Source organism: Psychroflexus maritimus (assembly GCF_011089875.1).
Classification (GTDB): Bacteria; Bacteroidota; Bacteroidia; order Flavobacteriales; family Flavobacteriaceae; genus Psychroflexus; species Psychroflexus maritimus.
In genome coordinates this window covers 22,156-47,923 of sequence record NZ_JAANAS010000024.1, presented here as the reverse complement: position 1 = coordinate 47,923, position 25,768 = coordinate 22,156, and the positions used below count along the sequence as shown (strand labels likewise).

Annotated in this window: 23 protein-coding genes and 1 pseudogene; 19 read left to right on the top strand and 5 right to left on the bottom strand. The window is 33.9% G+C overall.

Annotated features, from left to right (window positions below):
- Positions 1-69: 69 nt before the first annotated feature.
- The 6 genes from cysQ to G7034_RS02285 all read left to right on the top strand — a co-directional run bounded on the left by cysQ (position 70) and on the right by G7034_RS02285 (position 7,296).
- Entirely contained in the window at positions 70-885 is an 816-nt protein-coding gene (gene cysQ, locus G7034_RS02310; RefSeq protein WP_166399346.1) for a 3'(2'),5'-bisphosphate nucleotidase CysQ, read from the top strand.
- Complete coding sequence (gene cysC, locus G7034_RS02305) at positions 878-1,474, top strand: adenylyl-sulfate kinase (protein WP_166399345.1); 597 nt, start codon at positions 878-880, stop codon at positions 1,472-1,474. Before cysQ ends, cysC begins: the two co-directional genes overlap by 8 nt.
- The gene (gene cysD, locus G7034_RS02300) at positions 1,471-2,376 is read left to right on the top strand and encodes a sulfate adenylyltransferase subunit CysD (RefSeq protein ID WP_166399344.1); all 906 of its coding nucleotides are present in this window, start codon (positions 1,471-1,473) and stop codon (positions 2,374-2,376) included. Before cysC ends, cysD begins: the two co-directional genes overlap by 4 nt.
- Positions 2,377-2,415: 39 nt before the next feature.
- Positions 2,416-3,672, top strand: a complete 1,257-nt coding sequence (locus G7034_RS02295) for a sulfate adenylyltransferase subunit 1 (RefSeq protein WP_166399343.1) — start codon at positions 2,416-2,418, stop codon at positions 3,670-3,672.
- 192 nt (positions 3,673-3,864) lie between these two features.
- Complete coding sequence (locus G7034_RS02290) at positions 3,865-4,068, top strand: putative signal transducing protein (RefSeq protein ID WP_166399342.1); 204 nt, start codon at positions 3,865-3,867, stop codon at positions 4,066-4,068.
- Between the two features lie 192 nt (positions 4,069-4,260).
- Entirely contained in the window at positions 4,261-7,296 is a 3,036-nt protein-coding gene (locus tag G7034_RS02285) for an SbcC/MukB-like Walker B domain-containing protein (protein WP_166399341.1), read from the top strand.
- Positions 7,297-7,374: 78 nt separating this feature from the next.
- On the opposite strand, the gene G7034_RS02280 is transcribed toward G7034_RS02285, so the two are convergent.
- A complete protein-coding gene (locus tag G7034_RS02280) occupies positions 7,375-8,010 on the bottom strand; it encodes a Crp/Fnr family transcriptional regulator (protein WP_166399340.1) in 636 nt (211 codons plus the stop codon).
- A gap of 140 nt (positions 8,011-8,150) precedes the next feature.
- Here G7034_RS02280 and G7034_RS02275 point away from each other — a divergent pair, with 140 nt between their 5' ends.
- A complete protein-coding gene (locus G7034_RS02275) occupies positions 8,151-8,723 on the top strand; it encodes a pseudouridine synthase (RefSeq protein ID WP_166399339.1) in 573 nt (190 codons plus the stop codon).
- Complete coding sequence (locus G7034_RS02270) at positions 8,720-9,226, top strand: cupin domain-containing protein (RefSeq protein ID WP_166399338.1); 507 nt, start codon at positions 8,720-8,722, stop codon at positions 9,224-9,226. Before G7034_RS02275 ends, G7034_RS02270 begins: the two co-directional genes overlap by 4 nt.
- A 10-nt stretch (positions 9,227-9,236) precedes the next feature.
- On the opposite strand, the gene G7034_RS02265 is transcribed toward G7034_RS02270, so the two are convergent.
- On the bottom strand, positions 9,237-9,614 hold the full coding sequence (locus G7034_RS02265; protein WP_166399337.1) for a hypothetical protein: 378 nt from the start codon (positions 9,612-9,614) through the stop codon (positions 9,237-9,239).
- Positions 9,615-9,865: 251 nt separating this feature from the next.
- On the opposite strand from G7034_RS02265, the gene pfkA reads away from it, so the two are divergent.
- From pfkA to pgi, 4 genes are all read left to right on the top strand, one after another.
- Positions 9,866-10,852 carry a 6-phosphofructokinase gene (pfkA, locus tag G7034_RS02260; protein ID WP_166399336.1) on the top strand — a complete coding sequence of 329 codons (987 nt, stop codon included), beginning with the start codon at positions 9,866-9,868 and terminating at the stop codon, positions 10,850-10,852.
- Positions 10,853-10,887: 35 nt separating this feature from the next.
- Entirely contained in the window at positions 10,888-11,883 is a 996-nt protein-coding gene (gene gap / locus G7034_RS02255) for a type I glyceraldehyde-3-phosphate dehydrogenase (protein ID WP_166399335.1), read from the top strand.
- Positions 11,884-11,947: 64 nt separating this feature from the next.
- Positions 11,948-12,814, top strand: a complete 867-nt coding sequence (locus G7034_RS02250) for an N-acetylglucosamine kinase (protein ID WP_166399334.1) — start codon at positions 11,948-11,950, stop codon at positions 12,812-12,814.
- Between the two features lie 4 nt (positions 12,815-12,818).
- Entirely contained in the window at positions 12,819-14,462 is a 1,644-nt protein-coding gene (gene pgi / locus G7034_RS02245) for a glucose-6-phosphate isomerase (protein ID WP_166399333.1), read from the top strand.
- A gap of 100 nt (positions 14,463-14,562) precedes the next feature.
- On the opposite strand, the pseudogene G7034_RS02240 reads toward pgi, so the two are convergent.
- A pseudogene (locus tag G7034_RS02240) lies at positions 14,563-14,862 on the bottom strand (IS4 family transposase); the annotation flags it as partial.
- 224 nt (positions 14,863-15,086) lie between these two features.
- Here G7034_RS02240 and G7034_RS02235 point away from each other — a divergent pair.
- From G7034_RS02235 to G7034_RS02225, 3 genes are all read left to right on the top strand, one after another.
- Positions 15,087-15,314 carry a hypothetical protein gene (locus G7034_RS02235; protein WP_166399332.1) on the top strand — a complete coding sequence of 76 codons (228 nt, stop codon included), beginning with the start codon at positions 15,087-15,089 and terminating at the stop codon, positions 15,312-15,314.
- A gap of 79 nt (positions 15,315-15,393) precedes the next feature.
- The gene (locus G7034_RS02230) at positions 15,394-18,060 is read left to right on the top strand and encodes a hypothetical protein (RefSeq protein ID WP_187349850.1); all 2,667 of its coding nucleotides are present in this window, start codon (positions 15,394-15,396) and stop codon (positions 18,058-18,060) included.
- Positions 18,061-18,391: 331 nt separating this feature from the next.
- Positions 18,392-20,368 (top strand): alpha-ketoacid dehydrogenase subunit alpha/beta, encoded by a 1,977-nt coding sequence (locus G7034_RS02225; protein WP_166399331.1) that lies wholly within the window; start codon positions 18,392-18,394, stop codon positions 20,366-20,368.
- Positions 20,369-20,537: 169 nt separating this feature from the next.
- On the opposite strand, the gene G7034_RS02220 is transcribed toward G7034_RS02225, so the two are convergent.
- Both G7034_RS02220 and G7034_RS02215 read right to left on the bottom strand, forming a co-directional pair.
- Positions 20,538-21,545, bottom strand: a complete 1,008-nt coding sequence (locus tag G7034_RS02220; protein ID WP_166399330.1) for a fasciclin domain-containing protein — start codon at positions 21,543-21,545, stop codon at positions 20,538-20,540.
- 173 nt (positions 21,546-21,718) lie between these two features.
- Positions 21,719-22,837 carry a TlpA disulfide reductase family protein gene (locus G7034_RS02215; protein ID WP_166399329.1) on the bottom strand — a complete coding sequence of 373 codons (1,119 nt, stop codon included), beginning with the start codon at positions 22,835-22,837 and terminating at the stop codon, positions 21,719-21,721.
- A 141-nt stretch (positions 22,838-22,978) separates the two neighbouring features.
- Between G7034_RS02215 and pyrR the strand changes: the two genes are divergently transcribed.
- The 4 genes from pyrR to G7034_RS02195 are packed head-to-tail and all read left to right on the top strand — an operon-like array spanning position 22,979 to position 25,696.
- A complete protein-coding gene (pyrR, locus tag G7034_RS02210) occupies positions 22,979-23,518 on the top strand; it encodes a bifunctional pyr operon transcriptional regulator/uracil phosphoribosyltransferase PyrR (protein ID WP_166399328.1) in 540 nt (179 codons plus the stop codon).
- Position 23,519: 1 nt separating this feature from the next.
- Complete coding sequence (locus tag G7034_RS02205) at positions 23,520-24,455, top strand: aspartate carbamoyltransferase catalytic subunit (RefSeq protein ID WP_166399327.1); 936 nt, start codon at positions 23,520-23,522, stop codon at positions 24,453-24,455.
- Positions 24,448-24,780, top strand: a complete 333-nt coding sequence (locus G7034_RS02200) for a ribonuclease Z (RefSeq protein ID WP_166399326.1) — start codon at positions 24,448-24,450, stop codon at positions 24,778-24,780. The genes G7034_RS02205 and G7034_RS02200 overlap by 8 nt, the downstream gene beginning before the upstream one ends.
- Before the next feature lies 1 nt (position 24,781).
- On the top strand, positions 24,782-25,696 hold the full coding sequence (locus G7034_RS02195) for a ribonuclease Z (protein ID WP_166399325.1): 915 nt from the start codon (positions 24,782-24,784) through the stop codon (positions 25,694-25,696).
- Positions 25,697-25,768 lie beyond the last annotated feature (72 nt).

The window sequence follows — 25,768 nt, the reverse complement described above, 5'->3', positions numbered from 1 at the left end:
TAAATTAATCTCTACAAAACCGATAGAGATTAAATATTTGTTTATATTTGCACTTTGAAAATTAATACTATGAACGAAAATTTAAAATTAGCTATTCAAGCTTCTATTGAAGCAGGAGAGGCTATTATGGACATTTATCAACAGGATTTTAATGTTGAATATAAGTTGGATGATTCACCTTTAACCATAGCCGATCAAAAGTCGAATGAGGTAATTATGAACTATCTTCAAACAACTCCAATTCCAATAATCAGTGAAGAAAATAAGCAATTAGATTACAGCGAAAGAAAAGATTGGAAACAATGTTGGATTGTAGATCCGCTTGATGGTACTAAAGAATTTATTAAGAAAAACGGCGAATTTACAGTGAATATTGCTTTGATTGAAAATCAACAAGTACAATTAGGGGTAATTTATGTGCCTGCCACTAAACACCTGTATTTTGCTGATGTGACTCAAAATTTAGCAAAAGAAATTGTACTTCAAAATATTGATGCTTCAGTTGAAGAAATTTTAAATCAATCTACTTCATTAAAACTTCAAAACAATCAGGCTAAAGTAAGAATTGTTGGAAGTCGCTCTCACATGAATGAAGACACAACAAATTTCATTGCTTCGGTGGAAGAGAAAACCGATAAAAAAGTTGAAATTGTTTCAAAAGGAAGCTCACTTAAATTTTGCTTAGTAGCTTCTGGACAGGCCGATATTTATCCGCGTTTTGCACCCACCATGGAATGGGACACCGCTGCAGGACAAGCTATTTGCAAAGCTGTAGGTTTGCAGGTTATCGACCATAATACAGGACAAGAGATGCTTTACAATAGAGAAAACTTACTAAATAACTATTTTATGGTCAGTAATCAAAATCTGATTTCTAATGAATAAAAATATTATTTCACAAACCTACGATATCACCCGTGAGCAACGTAACAAGCAAAACGCTCACCCTTCTTTTGTGCTTTGGTTTACTGGACTTTCTGGTTCAGGGAAGTCAACTCTTGCTAATGCGGTTGAAAAATTACTTTTTGAAAAAGGAATTCAGACTTATACCTTAGACGGTGATAACATTCGTCAAGGAGTGAACAGAGGACTAGGTTTTTCAGCCGAAGACCGAAAAGAAAACTTAAGAAGAATAGCCGAAGTAGCAAAGTTGTTTGTAGATGCTGGTCAAATTTGTTTTTCTGCATTTATTTCGCCTATGCGAAAAGATCGCGAAATGATTGCTTCAATAGTAGGTGAAAAAGATTTTTTTGAAGTTTTTGTAGATACGCCCTTAGAAGTTTGCGAAGCACGTGACGTAAAAGGACTTTATAAAAAAGCTAGAGCTGGTGAAATCACTAATTTTACAGGTATTTCTGCTCCCTATGAAGCACCAGAGAACCCCGCTCTGCACATCCAAACAGCCAACGAGTCAATTGAAGATTCAGCAAAGAAAATTATAGCATTTATTGAAGAAAAAATAAACAAATTATGAGTCAGTATTATTTAAATTATTTAGACGAATTAGAAGCGGAAGCCATTTACATTCTTCGTGAAGTATGGGCACAGTTCCAAAATCCGGTAATTATGTTTTCGGGAGGAAAAGATTCAATTTTAGTCACTCACCTGGCAAAAAAAGCATTTTATCCTTCAAAAATTCCTTTTGCTTTGTTGCATGTAGATACAGGGCATAATTTCCCTGAAGCCCTTCAGTTTAGAGATGAATTGGTAGAAAAATTAGGAGTAAAATTATGGGTAGGTTCTGTTCAAAAATCTATAGATGAAGGACGTGTTGCTGAAGAAAAAGGCAAGAATGCTACACGAAATGCCTTGCAAATTACCACTTTATTAGATGCCATAGAAGAACATAAAATTGATTGTGCTATTGGCGGTGGAAGAAGAGATGAAGAAAAAGCAAGAGCTAAAGAGCGTTTTTTTTCACATAGAGATGATTTTGGCCAATGGGATCCAAAAAACCAACGCCCTGAATTATGGAATTTATTAAATGGAAAACATTTTGAAGGAGAACATTTTAGAGCCTTTCCTATTAGTAATTGGACAGAAATGGATGTGTGGAATTATTTAAAAAGGGAAGAAATTGAAATACCATCGCTTTACCTTGCTCATGATCGAGAAGTAGTTTGGCGAAACGATGCCTGGATACCAAATTCTGAATTCTTAAAGTTAGAGCCTTCAGAAAAGGTAGTCACTAAGCGTATCCGATTTAGAACTTTAGGTGATATTACCATTACTGGAGGAATAGAATCAGATGCCGATACTTTAGAAAAAATTGTTGATGAGGTTTCAACTATGCGCCAAACAGAGCGTGGAAATCGATCAGACGATAAACGTTCTGAAACCGCTATGGAAGACCGAAAAAAAGAAGGTTATTTTTAAACAACAATTCAAGTAAGTTGAACTTAATTAAGAAAAAAAATGCAAATAGATAATAATCAGTTACTAAGATTTACTACCGCAGGTAGCGTAGATGACGGAAAAAGTACCTTAATTGGAAGATTGCTTTACGATTCAAAATCAATTTTTGAAGATCAAATATCAGCCGTCGAAAAAACTAGTCAGCAAAAAGGAATTGATGGAGTTGATTTAGCTTTATTTACCGATGGTCTTAAAGACGAGAGAGAGCAAGGCATTACCATTGATGTGGCTTATCGTTATTTTACCACGCCTAAACGAAAATTCATTATTGCCGATACGCCAGGGCATATTGAATATACAAGAAATATGGTTACAGGAGCTTCAACTGCTAATGCCGCAGTAATCCTAATTGATGCAAGACACGGGGTGATTGAGCAAACTAAGCGTCATGCTTACATTGCTTCTTTATTGCAAATACCTCATATTTTGGTATGTATCAATAAAATGGATTTGGTAGATCACAGTGAAGAGGTATATAACAAAATTCTAGCTCAGTTTGAAGAATTTTCTTCTAAGTTATACATTAAAGATGTACGTTATATTCCTATTAGTGCCTTAAATGGAGACAATGTGGTAAATCGTTCAGAAAATATGCAGTGGTTTAAAGGTTCGCCTTTGTTGTATGAATTAGAAACTCTTCATATTAGCTCAGACATTAATAAAATTGATGCACGTTTTCCTGTGCAAACGGTATTAAGACCCCAACGTGACGAATTTAGAGACTACCGAGGTTATGCCGGTAGAATTGCTAGTGGCGTTTATCGCGTAGGAGATGAAGTAATTGTGCTTCCTTCAGGATTTACCTCGAAAATCAAAAGCATTAACGCCGGAGAAACAGCCGTTGAAGAAGCCTTTGCACCCATGTCTGTAGCTATGACGCTAACCGATGATATTGATGTAAGTAGAGGAGATATGATTTTACGTAAAAACAATCAACCGGAAGCAAGCCAAGAATTTGATGTAATGCTTTGTTGGTTGAATAATAAATCGGCTCAACCACGAGCTAAATATACCATAATGCACACTTCTAACGAGCAAAAAGCGATGGTTAAAGAAGTGGTTTATAAATTAGACATCAACACTTATCAGCGAATCAATGATGATAAAGATTTGAATATGAATGATATTTGTAGAGTCAAAATTAGAACTACTAAGCCTTTGATGGTGGACGCTTATAAAAACAACAGAACTACAGGTAGCATTGTGTTAATTGATGAAAACACCAAAGAAACAGTAGCAGCAGGAATGATTGTCTAGTAAATGACTTTTGTTTAGTCTTAAATAAACCTGTAAAGTATTTTTTGCTTTGCAGGTTTTTTTACACAAATTTTATTTGATAGCACTTCAGAAATTTTTAAGGACTAAATTAAAATCCTAAAATCGACCGACTAATCAAGCTTCATTAAGTCTTTTTTTCTTACATTTATAGGTGAACAAACAAAATTTAAAATGAAAGAAAAAGTATTTAATAGCAAGTCGGAAATTGAAGTTACAGGTCTTAGAAATGCCTTAGCTGAAGCTGGAATTGATAGTTTTACAGTAGATAAAAAAGACAGCTCTTACGCAGGCGCTTTTGGAGCTATTCAGATTTTTGTAGAAAAAGGCAACAAGGAAAAAGCAGAAGAAGTGATTAAAAAATATTTTGAGGATTGATACTTAGGTTTCATGTCTTCACTAACTTATTTAGATCGAGCAAGGTTTATTTCCTCAAACTTTCTCGCCCCCTGCTTTTGTTTATCTAATCAGCTGCTTATTCTTGTTTTTTTGATAAACAAAAGAAAAACTTAGGTTAAGCATCTTATAAAGGATGCTTTTTTTATTTTTACGTCAATATTTCTTTTACTCATGAAAATTCTTCAGATAAAATTTAAAAATATCAATTCATTAAAAGGTGAGCATTTTATTGATTTTGAAGCTGAACCTTTAAAATCTAATGCTTTATTCGCTATAACTGGTCCCACAGGAAGTGGAAAAAGTACGCTTTTAGATGTAATATGTTTGGCGCTTTTTAACAAAGTTCCGCGGATGGGTAAAGTTTCTAAGTCAGAAATTGCTAAAACGGGTTCGGTGATTACGCGGCATCAAAAACAAGCCTTTGCCCAAGTAACCTATCAATGCAAATCAGGGAAGTTTCTTTCTCATTGGGATATTCAATACAATAGAAACAATAACCTGAACGATTATGAAATGCAATTGAAGAACCTGATAACTAATGAAGAGTTTGATTTGAAAAAATCTGAAGTCCCTTCTAAAAATGAAGACTTAATCGGGTTGAATTACGAGCAATTTATTAAATCAATTTTGTTGGCGCAAGGCGAATTTTCAAAGTTCCTTAAAGCTTCAGATAATGACAGAAAGCAGATTTTAGAACAAATAACAGGTACCGAAATTTATAGAAAAATTGGAATGCTTGCCTATGAAAAATCAAAGCAAGTTAAATCTGCTATCGACTTAGATTTACAACGTATTTCCGACCTTCAAGAGAAATTGCTTGAGGAAGAGCGCACTGAAAAACTACAAACTGAATTAGCTGCTGCAAAGCTTCAAAAAAATAAAGAATCTGATAAACTGAGTAAATTCAAGACTCAAATTGAATTAGCAGAGCGAAGAAAGAAATTAGTTTTGAAGCTTGAAAATTACCAAAAAGAACGAGCGAAATTACTTGAACAACAAGTCGATTTTAAAGAAAAACATTCAGTAAAGCTTCAAAATCATCAAAAAACACAAGCTTTTGCTGAAGATTTACAAGTTAGGAAAGATCAGAAAAAGCAATTCAAGAAATTAGAGAAAGACAAACAATCTATTCTGCTTCTGTTGGATAATCTTACAAAGCAAGAAGTTCAACATCTTGAGGAAGTTAATAATTTAATTAAGCAACCTGTTCAAGCTGATTTAATGGTTGAACGTTTGGAAGATTTTAGAAAGAAAGTAGTTTCTATTGATCTTGAACTGAAAGATGTTAGAAAAACTTTCAGTATTCAACAAAAAGCTTTGGGTGAGAAGTTACAACAATTAGGCGTTCAAAGTAACTTGAACAAAATTAATGAGACGGTTAATCGATTAACCGAATACCAACAAAAGTGGCAAAGAGATTTTCAAAATACATCCGAATTTCTCAACCAACATGATTCGATTACTAAAAATTTGCAAGACGTAACTTCCGATCTCAATCAAAAAATTGAATTTTCTTTAGAAGCCAAGCAATTGGAGCAACGTAAAGTTCAATTGAATAAAAAGAAAAGCGAATTAGGTATTCAGCTTAAAGAATTGGAAAAAAAAATTAGTACCCATCAACAGGAGTTAAGTTTAGCGGAGAAAGCCTTAGTCAATGCAAAAACTAAGCTGGAAAATCTTCAGTTGAAATGGAATAATCAACGATTAATTCAGCATTTTGAAGACCATCGAAAAAAGCTTCAGCCGGGAGAGGAATGTCCTTTATGTGGTTCTTTAGAACATCCTTTTATAGAGGATGCAGTGTCTTTTGAATCTGATTTAGAAGTGAAAATAAGCGATTCTAAAAAAGGGCTTCAGCAGTTAGAAAAACAGCTGAAAAAACTTCAAAATTTGGTGGTTGCCCAAGCTAAGGAAAAGGAAAACAACGAGCAGCAAATCAAGGATTTGGAAACTGAATTAACATCCATTAAGCTTCAGTGGAAAGCAGATTTTAATCAACTTCAGCAGGAAAAGAATCATCACTCTTGGGAGGAGTTTGTTGTTGTTTTAAAAAAGATTCAACAAGGCTTCAAAGAAAAAGATGAATTAGAACAAAAACTTAGCCTGATAAGCCCTCTTTTTTCAGCCTTAGATGAACTTCAGCGCTTGATAGAACAAGGCCAGTCTCTTAAACATAAGTTAGCTAGTGTTTATAGTGGAGATGATGTTGATTTAGAGGTAAGTAAGTTAAAATCATCTTGGGATAAAAACCAACAGCAGCAACTGACCAAAAAAGAAGATTTAAAAAAACTTCAAACTCAGCTTTCAAATTTAGCAACAGATTTTAAACAACGCGAAGCTAAATTACAAGATTTAATTGAACAAGTTGGCTTTTTAACAATAGAAGAAAGTCAAGCAGCACGTATGAAAGAAGATGTTTTTCAGGATTTACTTAATCAAGAAAATGAATTCAGTAGTCAATTAAAGATAATTAATCAATCGCTTGAAAATACACAAGAGCAATTAGATGAAATGGGTAAGGATTTTGAAGCTAATAATTTGTTGGAATTGGAGAATAAGAAAAAAGAAACTGAAATATCTATTCAAAATTTAGACAAGGAGATTTTGAACTCAACCAATCAATTGCTTAATCAGGATAATCTTGTAAAGGAGATAAAAATTATTCGTAGTCGGGTAGAGGAGGAGCGTAAAAGAAGTAAAAAGTGGTTGTTATTAAACGAATTGATAGGCGATGCACGAGGAGCTAAATTCAATAATTTTGCACAGGATTTAACCTTGATGCATTTGCTTGCAATGGCTAATCATAGGCTTACTAAGTTAAACGATCGATACCAGATGGATCGTCCTAAAAATGCAGAAGGAGAAGATTTAGTGGTTATTGATTTACACATGGGCAGTGAGCGCAGGTCGGTAAAAACACTTTCTGGAGGAGAAACTTTTATGTTGAGTTTAGCTTTGGCTTTAGCTTTATCTGACCTAGCTTCGCAAAATGTGAAAATTGATTCCTTATTTATAGATGAAGGATTTGGAACCTTAGATCCTGAAACCTTATACCAAACTTTAGATACTTTAGAACGACTTCAAGCAGAAAGTAATAAAATTATTGGAATTATTAGTCATGTAGAAGCCTTAAAAGAGCGCATTCAGACGCAAATACAATTGACCAAAAACGGTCAAGGATATTCTAGTTTGACGGTTGTCAATTGATTTATATTAGACATATTAAGTTGGATTTTATAAAAAAAAACACGTAGGGGGCGCATATTTTAAACTCAATTAAAAAGACTAATCCACATTAATGATCTCAATTGAATTCCTGTGAAGCACAATATTACCTTGTTTTTCTAGGGCTTTCAACAAACGCGAAACAACTACCCTTGAGGTATGTAAATCAAGCGCAATTTCTTGATGGGTAGCTTTAATTTCATTTGTATCGGTAAGTTCTTTTTTGTGTCTTAAATATTGCAGAAGTCGTTCGTCCATTTTTTTGAAAGCAATATTATCTATAGTTTCAAGCATTTCTTTCATTCTTATATGGTAGCTTTCAAAAACAAAACTTCGCCATGTTCTATATTTGGCCACCCATTCCTCCATTTTTTTAACGGGTACCATTATAAGTTTTGTGTCCTTTTCAGCTACCGCTCTAATTTCACTTTTTTTATCACCTAAACAACAATTTAAAGTCATAGAACAAGTATCGCCTCGTTCTAAATAATAAAGCAAAAGTTCAAAGCCATCTTCATCTTCACGCATAATTTTTACTGCACCATTAATTAAGAGAGGCATAGATTTAATGTATTGCCCAACTTCCATCATCATCATTCCCTTTGGAACTTCTTTTATTGTGCCAACTTGGTTAATTTCTTCAAGTAATTCTTTTTCAAATAAATGTCCGTAGTAAAGATTTAAGTCTTCTATCATTTTTTCAAGTATTGTGAAATTGGAAAGTAAAAATAATTTATTTTTTGAAATATCTACAATCTTTGGCAGAGTTTTAAAGAAATAAGAATCATGTTTTGTAAATTTGATAATTACCTATTTTAGAAAAGTCAATAAACAAAATGCATCAACATTTTAAACTATTTAAACCTTATGGTTTTTTGAGTCAGTTTGTAAGTAATGAATCGCGAAGAAAAAATAAAAAGCTGTTAGGTGAAATTGGATATTTTCCCGAAGGAAGCATGGCAGCTGGACGTCTTGATTTTGACTCTGAAGGTTTGCTAATTATTACCACTTCAGGAAAATTTAGCTATCAAATTACTTCTACAGGAATAGAAAAAGAATATTATGTTCAAGTAGATGGATTGATTACAAGTGCGGCAATCAAGCAATTACAAAGCGGGGTAAAAATTTCAATTAATGGGCAACATTACTCAACTTTACCCTGTCAAGCAAAACATTTAACTACACCACCAACTTTACCAAAACGCGCCAAAAAAATCAGGGACGAACGGCATGGGCCAACTTCATGGATTTCTATTACCTTAACTGAAGGAAAGTTTAGACAAGTAAAAAAAATGACAGCTGTAGTTGGTTTTCCAACTTTACGTTTGGTAAGATACAGAGTGGGTAATTTTACAATAGGAGAAATGAAAGCAGGAGAAGTTCAACCTATAAACAAAAATGAATTATGACAAGGCAACAGCAAGAAATTATTGATCGATTTAACTTAGAAGCTCATCCTGAAGGAGGCTATTTCAAAGAAACTTATCGTTCTCATTTTATTTTGCCAGAATCAACTTTACCCGCTAATTTTGATGGTAATAGAAATGCAGCGACTTGCATTTACTTTATGTTAACTACTGAAGATTTTTCTGCATTTCATCGAGTTCAGCAGGATGAAACATGGCATTTTTATTCAGGAAGTAAAATTATACTTCACATGATTGATGCTCAAAGTAATTACACTAATGTATTTATTGGAAACGACTTTGAAAATGGTGAAATTCCACAATTTACCGTCCCTAAAAATGTTTGGTTTGCTGCTGAAGTTGAAGCGAAAGATGCATTTGCCTTTGTGGGCTGTACAGTTTCACCAGGTTTCGATTTTAGAGATTTTGAACTAGCCTCCTCAGCCAATTTAATTCAGAATTTCCCTCAACACCAAGCACTTATTCGTAGATTAACCAGAGAATGAATGGAGTGGTCTATTTTTGTACTCGGAAAGCATCTAAAACACGCGCAATGGAATCACAATTTTCAAAAACCATACCTAGTTTAAGCTCTTTATGTTGGCCTTCTATGTGATACCTTTTGCAAGAGTCAAGCTGAGTATTACTTTTTTTAAAGTCCACGTTACCATTGTTTAAAAGCGAAGCAATTGATGCGGTATCTATTTTTTGACTTTCAAAAAAATGCCAAGCTTGGTTGGAAATAACGCGGTCTTTTATTCTGATATTCTTTTTTACTCTCGCGTTTGGGCTATAATCACAAGAAGTTTTCTTTCCAGAAAGGAAGAAAAACAAAAAAACTAATCCAATAGCAAATCCCGAAAGGTAATACCCCAAGCGCTTAACAAACTTCATAGTAGTTAAATTTGGTCACAAAAATAAACTTTTAAGTGGGTTTTGTTCAGTTTTCAGGCGTAATTTTGTAGCTCCCTTTAAGTTTTAAATAATGTTTTTTTTAGTAGCTTTTTTTTTGATTTTATAATAAAGTCTTGTTTTTAATTAATTTTTCTCATTTAATTGCTGAAAAATAATAATTTATTAACCGAAATCGTTTTAGTCTGTTTTTGTATTAGGTACTTTTGTTTTAATGTAATAGATTTGAACATATGAATAAAGAAATTAAAAAAATTGCCGTTTTAACTTCCGGAGGAGATGCCCCTGGAATGAATGCTGCTATTCGTTCTGTAGTAAGGGCTTCTGCTTACCACCAATTAGAATGTGTTGGGGTTTATAGAGGATTTCAAGGCATGATTGAAGGTGAGTTTGTTGATTTAGACGCGCGTTCAGTTAAAAACACAGTAAATCGTGGAGGGACTTTCTTAAAATCAGCTAGGTCTAAAGATTTTATGCATAAGGAAGGGAGAGAAAAGGCCTATGCCAATCTCAAAAAAAACAATGTTGATGCCTTAGTTGCTATTGGAGGTGATGGTACTTTTACGGGAGCCACAATTTTTGGTAAAGAATTTAATTTTCCAGTTGTGGGCATTCCTGGAACGATAGATAATGATATTAATGGTACCGATTTTACTATTGGCTACGATACCGCTTTAAACACAGTTATTGAAGCGATTGATAAAATAAGGGACACGGCAAGTAGTCATGACCGTCTTTTTTTAGTTGAAGTCATGGGTAGAGATGCCGGTGATATTGCTTTAAACAGTGGGATAGGCGCAGGAGCAGAGGAGATATTGATTCCTGAAGAAGATATGGGAACAGACCGTTTGCTCGAGTCTTTAAAACGCAGTAGAAAATCAGGAAAAACCTCAAGTATAATTGTAGTTGCTGAAGGTGACCAAATTGGAAAAAATATTGGTCAGTTAGCTGATTTTATTCAAACGAACCTTACCGAATACGAAGTAAAAGTAACGGTTTTAGGACATATTCAACGAGGCGGTTCGCCAAGTTGTTACGATCGTGTTTTAGCAAGTCGTTTAGGTGTTGGCGCTGTGGATGCTCTTTTAGATGGAAAAAGCCATATCATGATTGGTGTGCAACATAAAAAAGTAGTACAGGTTCCTTTTGAATTTGCCATTAATGGCGAAAAAGAAATAGATAAAGAATTAATTAGAGTAGCAGACATCATGTCGATTTAAAAAGCTACATTTTATAACAATTAAAATTTAAGAAAATGACTAAGATTGGAATTAACGGATTTGGAAGAATTGGCCGTTTGGCTTTTAGAATAGCAACAAAGAATAGTGATGTTGAAGTTGTTGGAATTAACGACTTACTAGAAGTTAATCACTTAGCTTATATGTTAAAATATGATTCAGTTCATGGAAGGTTTGATGGTGAAGTTGAAGTAAAAAATGGAAATCTTGTAGTGAACGGAAAAGAAATCAGAATTACAGCAGAGAAAAATCCAGCCGATTTAAAATGGGATGCTATTGGAGCACAAACAATCCTGGACTGTACGGGTATTTTTAAAGACCATAAATCTGCTTCCACACATCTAGAAGCAGGTGCCAAGAAAGTAGTTATTTCTGCACCAACTAAAGACACACCAATGTTTGTGATGGGAGTAAACCACCTAGATGCGAAGCCAGAAGATACCGTAGTTTCAAACGCTTCGTGTACCACCAATTGTTTAGCACCAATAGCTAAAGTAATTAATGACGAATTTGGTTTAGTTGAAGGTTTAATGACTACCATTCATGCTGCCACTTCTACACAATATACGGTAGATTCTCCATCAGCTAAAAACTACCGTCTAGGGAGAAGTGCTATCAATAATATTATTCCTACTTCAACAGGAGCAGCTATTGCCGTTGGTAAGGTAATTAAAGAGGTAGATGGTAAATTAACAGGAATGGCTTTTAGAGTACCAACAGCCGATGTTTCTGTAGTTGACTTAACCGTTAAAACTGAAAAGCCAGCTTCCTACGAAGATATTAAAGCGGCCATGAAAAAAGCTGCTAATGGCTCTATGAAAGGAGTTTTAGCTTATTGTGATGATGAGGTAGTTTCTCAAGATTTTGTTTCTCAAGTAGAAACAAGTAATTTTGATGCAAATGCAGGAATAGCCTTAAATGATAACTTCTTTAAATTGATTTCTTGGTACGATAATGAATATGGATATTCAGCTAAATTAGTTGATTTAGCCGTGCATATTTCTAATCTATAATTGACTTGTTCAACATAAAAAGCTTATCCTTCCTGGATAAGCTTTTTTTATAATATACAATGGTATGATTCTAATAGCAGATGGAGGTTCAACTAAGTGTGACTGGATTTTATTGAATGAAGATACAGGTGAATTTATTCTTAAAACAAGAACGAAAGGTCTAAATCCAGCCGTTTTTAAACCCGCTACATTAAGACAAAGAATTGAAGAGAACTCAGAACTTCAAAAACATAAAGATCAAGTTACTAGAGTAGATTTTTATGGAGCAGGTTGTGGTACTCCAACACCAACTAAAAACTTACAATTATTGTTGCAAGAACTTTTTTGTCATGCTCAGGTAAAAGTCCAAGAGGATATGGTGGCAGCAGCATTAGCAGCAACAACAGAGCCAGGAATTGTTTGCATTTTAGGAACCGGTTCTAATTCATGCTTTTTTGATGGCTCAAAGGTTCACATGGAAATTGAATCACTAGGCTACATATTAATGGATGAAGCAAGTGGTAATTATTTTGGTAAACGACTTATACGCGATTACTACTACAAAACTATGGGCGATGATATGATGCGGGAGTTTGAAAAAAGATTCGATTTAAATGCAGATACCATCAAACATAACTTATATAAAGAAGAAAACCCTAATACCTATTTAGCTTCATTTGCCGAATTTATTTTTACTTCAGAAGAACGAAATGGCTATTTTTATAAGTTGATTTATGAAGGTATGGAAAAATTTATAGAACGAAGAGTACTTTGTTTTAAAGAAGCTCAAACAGTTCCTATTCATTTTATTGGTTCTATTGCTTTCTTTTCTGAAGATATTATTAGAGATGTGGCGAAGCGTTATCACCTAAATATTGGCAATATTATTAGAAGGCCAATAGACGGTCTTATTCAGCATTACCAAAAAAATGTAATCCCTACTTTAACATAAAAAAATGGCCTTAACAACTATAAATCCCAGTACTACAAAAGCTTGGAGCGACTTAAAAAAAGTTTTTGAATTAGATAAAAATAAAAGCATTTTAGATTTTTTTGCTTCAGAAAACCAACGAGCTTCAAATTTTCAAGTTGAAGCTGCTAATTTGTATTTAGATTTTTCAAAAAATAGAATTTCTGAAGATGCTTTTTCTAAATTGATAAGTCTAGCTGAAGAACTTGGTTTAAATGAAGGAATTAAAGCCTATTTTTCTGGCGGCAAAATTAATGAAACTGAGGGCAGAGCTGTTTTGCATACCGCATTGCGAAATGAACATACGCAAGTTAGTGTTGATGGTCAAAAAGTAGCCCCATTAATTCAAGCAAGTTTAGACCAAATAAAAACATTTACGCATAAAGTTCATTCAGGTGAATGGAAAGGTTTTTCAGGAAAATCAATCCAACATATTGTTAATATTGGTATAGGTGGTTCTGATTTGGGGCCTAATATGGTAGTTGAAGCTTTGGCGTATTATCAAAAGTCTGTAAAAACTCATTTTATTTCTAATGTTGATGGAGACCATGTGCATGAGGTATTAAATCAATTAGATCCTGAAACCACTTTGTTTATTGTTGTTTCTAAATCATTTTCAACTCAAGAAACTCTAAATAACGCCAATACAGCAAGAGAGTGGCTTTTGCAACACACCCAACAATCTCAAGTAGCAAAGCATTTTGTAGCTGTGTCTGCTAACGTAACTAAAGCGATAGATTTTGGGATAGATGAGGCTCACGTTTTTCCTATGTGGGATTGGGTTGGAGGACGTTTTTCTTTATGGAGTGCTGCCGGTATATCAATTGCATGTGCTTTAGGATTTGATAATTTTAAAGAATTACTAGCAGGTGCTCATGAAATGGATACTCATTTTGAAACTGCTAATTTTGATAAAAACATTCCTGTAATTCTTGCTTTACTTGGTGTTTGGTATGGTAACTTTCATCAAGCTGAAAGTGAAGCTATTATTCCTTATTCTCAGTATCTTCAGAAGTTAGCTTCTTATTTACAACAAGCCAGTATGGAAAGCAATGGTAAATCAGTTGGTAGAGATGGTCAAAAAGTAAATTACCAAACCGGAGCTATTGTTTGGGGAGAGCCAGGAACTAATTCGCAGCATGCGTTTTTTCAATTGATGCATCAAGGCACACAACTTATTCCAGCCGATTTTATTGGCTTTCTAAAGCCACTGCATGGAAATCAACATCATCAAGATTTGTTGATGTCAAACTTCTTTGCTCAAACTGAAGCATTTCTGAAAGGTAAATCAGCTGCCGAAGTTGAGAAAGAATTAACTAGTCAGGGAAAATCTAAAGAGGAAATTGACCAACTTTTGAATTTTAAAGTTTTTGAAGGAAACAAACCAACCAATACTATTTTAGCCGAGCAATTAACTCCAAAAGTTTTAGGAAGCTTAATAGCAATGTATGAACATAAAATATTTGTTCAAGGTTTTATTTGGAATGTTTTTAGTTATGATCAGTGGGGGGTTGAGCTTGGCAAACAATTAGCTAATCATATTCTTAAGGATTTTACCTCGTCAGAAATGCAAAATCATGATCCTTCTACAGTACAATTGATCAACCGATATAAAAAAGCAAGGTCATAAACCTTGCTTTTTTAATTATTAACTCACTAGCATCCAAAACTTTTTTAGTTTTGACTAAAACCAGAGTCTTAGCCCAATAAATGCGTTACAACTATAGCTTTTACCCTAAAAATAAGTTCATCCTATGTTTTATTTCCATTTGTGAATTAGGTAGAACTTTCTTACCCCCCTCCTTAACTTGATTACAAACGTAGTCTAGAGTAAGATAGTGATACAAGCAGAATCTTATTTTTTCAGTGAGATTTGAGAATGCTGTATTTGTTTTATCTATTGTTCTTCTTATCAGTTCCAAGAGTAAATAATTAATCAAAGCAATGTATATCTGTGATTTAACAGCATTTTAGCTTGTACCCCAAAATGTTTTGGCTTGTAAGTTTAGTTTTAATGAAAAGTAAAAAATAAATTTGGTAGTTTCATTTTTTTTTTCTTTGAAAAGTAAAACCAAAATAAAGAAAGCCTCTACTAGGTAGAGACTTCTTGTCGTTAACGTATGAAAAAACATACATCCAACTCACGATTGCAAATCTACGTTTTTTCATGGATCTCTTACCACTTTCTTTAGAAAGATTGGATGTTGTTCTTGTAAAAAGAACCTTTTTAAAACAAAATTAAAATTTTAGAAAAATGAAAAAATTAATATTAACTTTAGTAATGGGAGTGTTTGCTTTTGGAAGTAGTGGATTTAAAGCAAATACACCACAACCTAGTTCTTCAAGTTGTTTAGCTGAAGGCGTTGAAATTTATAATGCTGCATTAGCTTACTCTGGTGGTAACCATGAATATGCTTGGATGGCATTTAGTTCATTTTACATTAGATGCACAAATGTAGTCCAACTTGAATTACAACCTTAAAAAGTGATACTTAAAAGTTAAATAAGGTGGTTGAAAGACCACCTTTAGTTTTTATTTTTTAATTTTTAAAAAAAATATTTTGAATCGATTACTACTAATTTTTCTTTTTTTTATCAATTTTATTCAAGCACAAAACCTAACCGGCACCGTTCAAGATACCACAGGTGTTGCCCTGCCTTACACTAACTTAATTGCTTCGCCCATTGAAGCAGATGAAGAAATTACCTTTGCTATTACCGATGAAAAAGGACGGTATAAACTCAATCTTGTTAAAGATATTTTATACAAAATAGAAATCACCCACATGGGCTTTTCTAAATTAAAAGATACACTAAAAATAAATGCTTCTACTTCCAAAAATTACCAACTTAAAGAAAGTACAGAAACATTAGAGGATGTGATTATTAAGTCAGAAATGGCTGTGGTGGTTAAGGAAGATACCATTACCTACCGCACCGATCAATTTAAAACGGGTGATGAACGAAAATTAAGAGATATTCTTAAAAAGCTTCCTGGTGTTGAGGTGGACCGTGAAGGCAATGTAAAAGTAAACGGCAAACCTGTACAGAAATTAATGGTAGATGGCAAGGAGTTTTTCTTTGGTGACGCTAAATTAGGAGTCAATAACATTCCAGCAGATGCGGTTGATGAGGTAGAAGCCCTGGATAATTACTCTGAAGTGGCTTTTCTAAAAGGTTTAAAAGACAGTGATAAAATGGCTTTAAATATTAAACTTAAAGAAGTTAAACGCAAATTTGTTTTTGGTGATGTGGAAGTAGGAGGTGGGCACCAAGACCGGTATAGCGTAAATCCTACCTTGTTTTATTACAGCCCCAAAACCTCTATTAACTTTATAGGCGACTTTAATAACGCCGGGCAGAAGGCATTTACTTTTAGTGATTATATGAATTTTGAAGGAGGTTTTGCCTCCATGATGGATCGCCCAAGCGCAATGGCTAATATGAGAAATAGTGATTTTGCTAGCTTTTTAATGAATGAAGATTTTGTCTTTAATCAAAATGATTTTGGTGCCGGAAGTGTTTCGCAAGATTTAGGGAGAAATTGGGAGCTTAATGCATACTCTATTATTAACCGTGGAATTATAGAAACACTTACTGAAAGTGAAATGGTTTACCAAACTGGTAATATTGAAGATGAAAACAGAACACAAACTTCTGAGCAAGAATTACTTTTTAGCATTAATAAATTAAAATTTAGGTATGATAATGTAAGTGATACCGATTTAATTGGCGATTTAGTAGTGAAACATTCTGATGCAACGGCTACATCAACTTTAAACTCATTAACCCCTTCTCGCGAAACTTTTGTCAATGCCACCCAACAACCTAGAAAATTTGAAGTGAACTCTAGTTTAAGTCTCAACAAGCAATTTTCATACAAACACACTACAAGTATTAATACCAATCTTAGGTTTGCTGAAAGCGAAAATACCAACGATTGGTTATTTAATCAACCTATTTTTTCAGATATTATTCCGCTTCAAATTGAAGGAGATACCTTTAATTTGTTTCAACAGACTAAAAATCAGACTAAATCTGCTCAAATAGATGCCAAGCATTATTGGGTTTTGCATAACTTTCATCACATTTATCCTGTGGTTGGTTTAGGCGCCTTTGATGTTGATTATTTTAGCTTAGACCAACAAATTCTTGAGGATGGAAGTACCAATAACTTTCAAGATGCAGGATTTAATAACGATTTAAACTTTCGTCTTTTAGATGCTTATTTTGGATTTCAATACAAAACAAAAATCAACAAACTAAGCATACGCCCAGGATTAATTATGCATTCTTTTCATTGGCAAGTAAATCAGTTTAGTCAGCAAGAAGTCAATCAGCAAAAATGGGTGACTTTACCTGAATTAATGCTGAAATACGATTTAAATTCAAGCGAAAAATTAAACTTTGATTACAACTTACGAAGCACTTTTGGTAGCCCAGACCGTTTTGCAAATCGCTTACGTTTATTAAGCTTTAACCAGCTTTACCAAGGAAATGAAGCCTTAGAAAATGAGTTATTTCACGACTTCCGATTAAGGTATTCGCGTTTTAATTTGTTTCAAGGAATTTTTGCTAATGCCAGTTTAGGTTATACCCGAAGAGAGGAAAGCATTAGAAATGTAACCCAAATTGAAGGGATAGACCAAATTAACACTAGTATTTATACTTCTTTACCTGAAAATTCTTACAATTTAAATACCTCAATTACCAAGCGAATAAGAAAACTCAGTTTTTCGTTAAGTGGAGGTATTCGATTAAATGATTATAAACGTATTATTAATAACGATACCATTGCTTACAATTCAAATGCCTATAATTATGAGCTTAAAGCCGAATCAAGATTTAAAGATTTACCAAACTTTGAGGTCGGTTTCAAGCAAAATTTTACAACACTTAGCTCAGTTCAAATTGATAACGATTTTCTACAAACCAGTCCGTACATAAACATAAGCTACCGATTTTTAGAAGATTTTATTTTTAAATCAGATTATACCTTTAATTATTACAACAATTTAACCCAAAACCAAACCAACACCTTTGAGATTGGTAATGCTTCTTTGTTTTACCAGAAAGAAGACAGCCCGTGGGGGTTTGGTGTAGATGTTACTAATTTATTTGATGTCAATTTTAGAAACACCAATTCGGTGAATGAATTTGTAATAAGTGACCAACGCATTTTTATCCAACCCAGAATCATTATGTTTAAGTTGGGTTATCATTTTTAGTAATTTAAAAAGTTGAATTGATATTATTTTTTACGTCTTTATAAGCGAGAACAAAAAAATAAAAGCTAGTACCAACAAATTCATAACCTGAGTTCACTATTCTTACTTTGTCAACCTGCCTACATCTGCAAGTCAGGCAGAAATAAGTATAAATACTAAGAAACGAACTTTTTAAAGAGGTAATATATGGCAATTGCGGAGTAAAAAAGTAAAGTTGATTACTCTTTAAAAATGAAACATCTATTTTGTTCAGTAATAAATACTTCAACTTTTTCAGGAAATCTAAATTAATTCAATTAAATTTGATTTTTAAATTTTAACTATTCAATGAATGGATTTTAAGTCAAATCAACCCAATAAAAATACCTATCAATTACTTTTTAAAACTTTATTAAAACCGCGATTAATTGAAAATAAAATGCTGGTTCTTCTTCGCCAAGGAAAGATTTCTAAATGGTTTTCTGGCATAGGCCAAGAAGCTATTTCTGTTGGCGTAACATCGGTGCTTCATGAAGATGAATACATACTTCCTATGCACCGAAATTTAGGGGTATTTACTACACGAAACGTCCCACTCAATCGCCTTTTTTCGCAGTGGCAAGGAAAAGCTAACGGGTTTACCAAGGGTAGAGACAGAAGTTTTCACTTTGGAACCCAAGACTATAAAATTGTGGGAATGATTTCTCATTTAGGCCCTCAATTAGGAGTTGCCGATGGAATTGCACTTGCTCATCAATTGAGAAAAGAGCAAAAACTTACAGCTGTTTTTACTGGTGAAGGTGGTACAAGCGAAGGCGATTTTCACGAAGCATTAAATGTAGCTTCAGTTTGGAATTTACCCGTTTTATTTTGCGTAGAAAACAACGCCTACGGTTTATCCACACCAACTTCTGAACAATACAAATGCGAACATATCGCCGATCGCGGAAAAGGCTACGGCATGGAAGCACATATTATAGACGGAAATAATATTGTAGAAGTCTATGAAAAAGTGAATGAAATTGCCACTTCTGTGCGTGAAAACCCACGTCCTGTTTTATTAGAATTTAAAACTTTTAGACGAAGAGGTCATGAAGAGGCAAGTGGGACAAAATATGTGCCAGACGATTTAATGCAACATTGGGAAGCCAAAGACCCCATTAGTAATTTCCAAAAATTTCTGCTGAAAGAAAAATTAATTAGCCAAGCTGAAATTGATGAAATGGAAAAGCAAATTAAGGCTGAAATTAATAAAAACCTGAAACTTGCTTTTGATGAAGCTCCCATTGAAGCCGATTTAGAAACCGAGTTAAATGACGTTTATCAAGCTTATGCACATGAAGTTTTTGAAGCTTCAGAAGAAAAAGCTGAAAAACGATTTGTAGATGCTATTTCTGAGGGATTAAGACAATCTATGGAACAACACCAAGATTTAGTAATCATGGGGCAAGACGTAGCTGAATACGGAGGGGTTTTTAAAATTACCGATGGTTTTGTAGAACAGTTTGGAAACCAACGGGTAAGAAACACACCTATATGCGAATCAGCGATTGTTTCTGCTTCGATGGGCTTGTCCATCAACGGAATGAAATCGGTGATGGAAATGCAATTTGGCGATTTTGTGACTTCAGGTTTTAATCCTATAGTCAATTATTTAGCTAAAGTACATTATCGTTGGAATCAAAACGCCGATGTGGTAGTACGAATGCCATGTGGTGCAGGAGTAGGAGCGGGGCCTTTCCATTCGCAAACCAACGAGGCATGGTTTACAAAAACGCCCGGTTTAAAGGTGGTTTATCCAGCCTTTCCTTCGGATGCAAAAGGCTTGTTAATTGCTTCTATCAACGATCCAAATCCAGTGCTGTTTTTTGAACATAAGGCTTTGTATAGAAGTATAAGAGAAGAAGTGCCAACAAATTATTATTCTATTCCTTTAGGAAAAGCTAATCACCTAAAAGAAGGAAACCAATTGAGTATTATTACTTTTGGAGCTGGCGTACATTGGGCTTTAGACTTTGCAGAAAAACATCCTGAAACTAGTTTAGATATAATCGATTTAAGAAGTTTGTGTCCGTTAGACGAAGAAGCAATTTTTGCTTCGGTAAAACGAACAGGAAAAGTAATTGTACTTCAAGAAGATACTAGTTTTGGAGGCTTAGCTTCAGATATTTCAGCATTAATTACAGAAAATTGCTTTGCGTATCTTGATGGACCAATTCAACGCGTTTCGAGTTTACCAACACCAGTTCCTTTTGCCACTAATTTGGAAGAACAGTTTTTGGCTAAGTCAAGGTTAGAAAAAACAATAGAAGAGTTGTTAGCCTATTAATCTTAGGGCGTTGATTGGGGTAGTAAAACTTAAAAAAAACTCATCTTTTGGAGAGCTTTTACCCATTAATTGAAAAGACAATATCTAAGCATTAAGTAAAATTAGCATGAAAAAAAATGCCTTCTGAAATTCATTTCAAAAGGCATTTCTTCAATAAACAAACAACTAATTAATCAAGATTAGGCAATAAAACTGCGTCTATTACATGAACAACTCCATTTTCAATAGCTACATCTGCTGTAACTACATTAGAAACATTTCCGTTAGCATCAGTTACGCTCACATTTTCACCTGTTTTGGTTACGGTTAAGTCTTGTCCCGCTAAAGTAGGTACAACCTGTTCACCTTCACTTAAGTCGGTTGAAAAAGCAACGGCAGGAACTACATGAAATCCTAAAACAGTTTCTAAGTTTTCAATTCCACCAATAGCCTCAACTAATTCATTTAAATCTGCTGCATCAAAGGCTTCTAGTGCATCGTCAAAAGCTTCATTTGTTGGAGCAAAAACAGTTATTGCTTCAGCACTTAACAAACTATCTGCTAACCCATCAACAGCAGAAACGGCCTGCAATAAGGTTGTTAATCCTGCAGCTTCAGCAGCTTCTACTAAATTTGGTAACTCTTCTTCCGGTAGTTCAAGTTCAGGTAATAAAACACCATCAATGACATGCACAACCCCATTTTGAACTTCAACATCAGCTTGAATTACATTGGCTGTGTTTCCGTTAGCATCGGTTAGGCTTACGCTTCCTCCTTCTGCTGTTACAGTAATTTCTTGTCCAGCTAATGTTTCAAACATTTGTTCTCCTTCAGCTAAATCAGTTGAGAAAGCTACGGCAGGAACAACGTGAAAGCCCAAAACAATTTCTAGGTTTTCAACACCTCCAATGGCTTCAACTAATTCGTTTAAATCGGCTGCATCAAAGGCTGCTAAAGCATCATTGAAAGCTTCATTAGTTGGAGCAAAAACAGTAATTGCATCGGCTGTTAAAAGAGTGGTTTCTAAACCATCAACAGCATCAACAGCATCTAATAAAGTGGTTAAACCAGCCCCTTCTGCTGCTTCAATAACTGTAGGTGTCTGAATTACAGCTCCGCTAGAATCGTCATCGCTTGAGCAAGCAACTATGCCAAAGCTCAAAATTGTCAATAAAAATAAATTTTTAAAAATTCTCATAGTAATAATATTAGGTTTTACGTTAATAAGACATCACAAAGTCAATTATTCCTACTTCTTAATTTTAGTTTATGATTGTTTTAACTAGTAATTCACTGAAATGTTAAAACAAAAAAAGAGTAGGTAGTTATTTATCAATTACCTACTCTTTAAATATGTGAAATTTGAAAGAATTAATTTTCTTTTAAATATTCAGCTACTTTTTCTCTTAACTGATTTCCTCTTAAGTTTTTTGCAATAATTACTCCATCTTCATCTAATAGGTAGGCTTGTGGTATTGATCTTACTCCGTATTGAACAGCAATTGGATCTTTCCAAAACTTTAGGTGAGAGACATGGTCCCAGGTTAATTGATCATCTTCTATAGCTTGAATCCATTTTTGTTTTTGGTTTTGACGGTCTAAGGATACACCAATTACATGAAAACCTTGGTCTTTGTAATCATTATAGATACTTACAATGTTTGGGTTTTCAATTCGGCAGGGTTTACACCAAGAAGCCCAAAAATCTACTAAAGTTAATTTTTTAAGCGATTGGTGGAGTTCAAGTTCACTTCCGTCTGGGGTTGGTCCTTTAAAATCGGGAGCAACAGCACCAATATCAGTAGCATTAAATTTAGCTATTTTCTCTTTAATCATTCTACCCATAACGTGATTTTTCACCTCATCTGTTGCTTTATCGTAGAATTCTTTTAACTCTTTATTGTTTACTTTTTTCTGGTTCAGTAAGTCAGAATAAGCAATCATACCAACAACAGATTCAGTATTACCATCAGCAAAAGCTTTTACTTCCTTCATTTTCTCATTTTCAAATGAGCGCATTTCTTTTTTTATAGTTCCTAAACTTTGAGCGTCTTCTTTAACGGTAGCCGCTCTTAATTCATTTTGAAAGTTGAGCATGCCACTTCTAAACTCATTCATCATGTCTAGGTACTCACTCATTAATTTGTTGTTTTTTCCAGCATTTACTTTAAAAGTTTTTGTGCTGTCTGGATAAATATCAAACACTATATCTTGATTATCATTGATATAAAAAATATTGGTGTTAACCCCGTCTATTCTAATCACACCTAATTCTTGGGGTACGGCATCTTTTAAGGAAAACTCAAATTTTCCATTTTTCAAAACAACTGTATCTTTGGGTACTGCGTTATTTTGTTCACCTAATGTAGAGCGGTAAACCTTAACTCCATCTTCAACATTTTCAACTGTACCAATTATTTTTGATTGTTCGTTGTTTCCACACGACAATAACATAAGCACGAGTGCAAAAAATCCATTTCTTTGTATCATTTTAAAATCATTTAATTTTCTACAAAAATAAGTATCTCATCGACTAAAACGAAGAATTTGACAATTTATTCAAATTTCGTTTTTTTAAATCTGCAAAAACTAGTTATAATTAAGTATTTTTGCTACTGGAAATCATAGCTTATGAGTCAGAAACAGCTTCTCAATTCATCTGAAATGACAGTTACGCTTCAACGCTTAGCTTGTCAATTGGTTGAAAACCATACCACTTTTCAAAATTCAGTTTTAATTGGTTTACAGCCTAGAGGCGTTGCCCTTGCCGAACGTTTAGTAGAAATTTTAAAGAATGACTATGACTTAACCGATGTAGAATTTGGTAAACTAGATATTACTTTTTACCGCGATGATTTTAGACGTTCTGGAAAAGTACTTGAAGCCAATACTACAGAAATACCGTTTGTAGTAGATGGAAAACGCGTTATTTTTATAGACGATGTTTTATATACCGGAAGAAGCATTAACTCTGCGCTTACGGCACTGCAATCTTTTGGGAGACCTTTAGAAGTTGAATTACTCTGTCTAATAGACCGAAGGTTTAGCAGACATTTACCTATTCAACCAGACTATGTGGGTAAACATGTAGATGTAATTAATGAAGAAAAAGTAAAAGTGAATTGGTCTGAAGACAACAAAGAAAATTCTGTAATTTTGATTGATGAATAAAATGAAAGAACTTAGCGTAAATCATTTACTTGGAATTAAATACATTAGCGAAGAAGACATTCAGCTGATTTTTGAAACAGCAGATCACTTTAAAGAAGTAATTAACCGACCAATTAAAAAAGTGCCTTCACTTAGAGATGTGACCATCGCTAATTTGTTTTTTGAAAATTCAACACGTACAAGGCTTTCATTTGAATTGGCTGAAAAACGATTAAGCGCCGATGTAGTTAATTTTTCTGCAGCCTCTTCATCTGTGAAAAAAGGAGAAACTTTGGTAGATACCGTGAACAATATTTTATCAATGAAAGTTGATTTAGTGGTCATGCGTCACCCTAATCCCGGGGCAGGCATCTTTCTGTCTAAAAATGTAAATGCCTCCATTGTAAATGCTGGTGATGGCGCACATGAACATCCTACCCAAGCACTTTTAGACGCCTTCTCTATTCGTGAGAAACTTGGCGATGTAGCAGGAAAAAAAGTAGTGATTGTTGGTGATATTTTGCATTCTAGAGTAGCTCTAAGTAATATTTTTGCGCTTCAAAAATTAGGTGCTTCGGTAAAGGTTTGTGGACCTTTAACTTTGATGCCCAAACATATAGCACATCTTGGTGTTGAAGTTGAACCTAATTTAGATCGTGCGCTTGCCTGGTGTGACGTGGCAAATATGCTCCGGGTTCAAAACGAACGTATGGACAATTCTTATTTTCCAAGCACTAGAGAATATGTACAACAATACGGACTCAACCTTGAGCGATTACAAAAATTGAATAAAGAAATTACTATTATGCATCCTGGCCCAATTAATAGAGGTGTTGAAATTACCAGTGATGTAGCTGACTCTAACCAAGCCATTATTCTTAATCAGGTAGAAAATGGAGTAGCCATCAGAATGGCTGTTTTGTATTTACTAGCTTCAAAAATTAAAAATTATGATTAGCCAAAAGAAAAACAACTATATTTTATTAAGGGATGAAAAGGATGATGCTGTAAAATTTGCCGATTTTATAGGAAGCATTCATCATCAATTTGAAAATGATAATTTAGTAATTGACTTACTGAAATATGGCCAATTGCAATTAAATGAATTGTTAGCTTATTTAGAGATTTCTAATCACCATCGATCATCCAAAAAATCTTTCGTCATTGTAAATGACACTATAAATATTGACGAAGTTCCTGAAGAATTAAACGTTGTTCCTACTTTAGTAGAAGCAGAAGATATGGTGAATATGGAAGAACTAGAACGAGAATTAGGTTTTTGATATGCAATTAACAATTCTAGGTTGTCATTCTGCAAGTCCAAAATCAAATGCCCATCCTACAGCTCAAATTCTAGAAGTAAAAGGACACTTGTTTTTGATAGATTGTGGCGAAGGCACCCAAGTAAGATTGCGCCAACAAAAGGTGAAATTTTCAAGACTTAAGCATATTTTTATTTCTCACTTGCATGGTGATCATGTCTTTGGTTTAATGGGTTTATTAACTACTTTTGGTTTGCTTAACAGAAAAGAAAGTTTGTGCATTCATGGCCCGAAGGGTATTAAAGAATTTGTTGAAATTCAGTTGAAACTTAGTGCTTCATTTCTGTCCTACAAATTGAACTTTAATGAATTAACAAGTACAACTTCTGAAGTGATTTTTGAAGACGACTTAATCAAGATTAAAACACTCCCATTATTGCACAGAGTTTATACCAATGGATTTCATTTTCAAGAAAAACCTGGAGAACGTAAACTAAATTACCAAAAAGCTGTTGATTTAAAGATTAATCCAGTTTACTTCAACAAATTGAAACAGTCTAAAAATGTGATTTCAGAAACAGGTGAAGAAATTGATTTTCAAAAAGTCACTGAAGCCCCAGATCTACCTAAGTCGTATTCTTTTTGTAGCGATACTTCGTATAATCCAAAACTAATTCCGTTAATTAGTTACACTAATTTACTTTATCACGAATCTACTTTTTTAGCTTCAGCATCGCATGAAGATTTAGCCCATAAAACTGGACATTCTACAGCTACTGAAGCCGCATTAATTGCTAGAAAAGCAAAAGCCAAACACTTGCTGCTTGGCCATTTTTCTGCTCGATACAAAGACTTAAATTTATTTGTCAAAGAAGCACAAGAAATTTTTGAACCTGCTAGTTATGCTTATACAGGATTAAAAGTTGATATCGAATAAAGTTCACATCCTATATTTCTTCATCTTACGTATAAGTAGCTTTTATTTTTCCAAGGAAAACCAATCCATTTG

What these genes read in the sequence shown, in the direction of transcription:
- G7034_RS02225 (WP_166399331.1), top strand. Translation starts at nt 18,392, where the DNA reads ATGGATTTTAAGTCAAATCAACCCAATAAAAATACCTATCAATTACTT.
- cysD (WP_166399344.1), top strand. Translation starts at nt 1,471, where the DNA reads ATGAGTCAGTATTATTTAAATTATTTAGACGAATTAGAAGCGGAAGCC.
- G7034_RS02200 (WP_166399326.1), top strand. Translation starts at nt 24,448, where the DNA reads ATGATTAGCCAAAAGAAAAACAACTATATTTTATTAAGGGATGAAAAG.
- G7034_RS02275 (WP_166399339.1), top strand. Translation starts at nt 8,151, where the DNA reads ATGCATCAACATTTTAAACTATTTAAACCTTATGGTTTTTTGAGTCAG.
- pfkA (WP_166399336.1), top strand. Translation starts at nt 9,866, where the DNA reads ATGAATAAAGAAATTAAAAAAATTGCCGTTTTAACTTCCGGAGGAGAT.
- G7034_RS02235 (WP_166399332.1), top strand. Translation starts at nt 15,087, where the DNA reads ATGAAAAAATTAATATTAACTTTAGTAATGGGAGTGTTTGCTTTTGGA.
- G7034_RS02220 (WP_166399330.1), bottom strand. Translation starts at nt 21,545, where the DNA reads ATGAGAATTTTTAAAAATTTATTTTTATTGACAATTTTGAGCTTTGGC.
- pgi (WP_166399333.1), top strand. Translation starts at nt 12,819, where the DNA reads ATGGCCTTAACAACTATAAATCCCAGTACTACAAAAGCTTGGAGCGAC.
- G7034_RS02205 (WP_166399327.1), top strand. Translation starts at nt 23,520, where the DNA reads ATGAAAGAACTTAGCGTAAATCATTTACTTGGAATTAAATACATTAGC.
- cysC (WP_166399345.1), top strand. Translation starts at nt 878, where the DNA reads ATGAATAAAAATATTATTTCACAAACCTACGATATCACCCGTGAGCAA.
- G7034_RS02280 (WP_166399340.1), bottom strand. Translation starts at nt 8,010, where the DNA reads ATGATAGAAGACTTAAATCTTTACTACGGACATTTATTTGAAAAAGAA.
- G7034_RS02270 (WP_166399338.1), top strand. Translation starts at nt 8,720, where the DNA reads ATGACAAGGCAACAGCAAGAAATTATTGATCGATTTAACTTAGAAGCT.
- G7034_RS02215 (WP_166399329.1), bottom strand. Translation starts at nt 22,837, where the DNA reads ATGATACAAAGAAATGGATTTTTTGCACTCGTGCTTATGTTATTGTCG.
- G7034_RS02265 (WP_166399337.1), bottom strand. Translation starts at nt 9,614, where the DNA reads ATGAAGTTTGTTAAGCGCTTGGGGTATTACCTTTCGGGATTTGCTATT.
- G7034_RS02290 (WP_166399342.1), top strand. Translation starts at nt 3,865, where the DNA reads ATGAAAGAAAAAGTATTTAATAGCAAGTCGGAAATTGAAGTTACAGGT.
- gap (WP_166399335.1), top strand. Translation starts at nt 10,888, where the DNA reads ATGACTAAGATTGGAATTAACGGATTTGGAAGAATTGGCCGTTTGGCT.
- G7034_RS02250 (WP_166399334.1), top strand. Translation starts at nt 11,948, where the DNA reads ATGATTCTAATAGCAGATGGAGGTTCAACTAAGTGTGACTGGATTTTA.
- cysQ (WP_166399346.1), top strand. Translation starts at nt 70, where the DNA reads ATGAACGAAAATTTAAAATTAGCTATTCAAGCTTCTATTGAAGCAGGA.
- G7034_RS02195 (WP_166399325.1), top strand. Translation starts at nt 24,782, where the DNA reads ATGCAATTAACAATTCTAGGTTGTCATTCTGCAAGTCCAAAATCAAAT.
- G7034_RS02295 (WP_166399343.1), top strand. Translation starts at nt 2,416, where the DNA reads ATGCAAATAGATAATAATCAGTTACTAAGATTTACTACCGCAGGTAGC.
- pyrR (WP_166399328.1), top strand. Translation starts at nt 22,979, where the DNA reads ATGAGTCAGAAACAGCTTCTCAATTCATCTGAAATGACAGTTACGCTT.
- G7034_RS02285 (WP_166399341.1), top strand. Translation starts at nt 4,261, where the DNA reads ATGAAAATTCTTCAGATAAAATTTAAAAATATCAATTCATTAAAAGGT.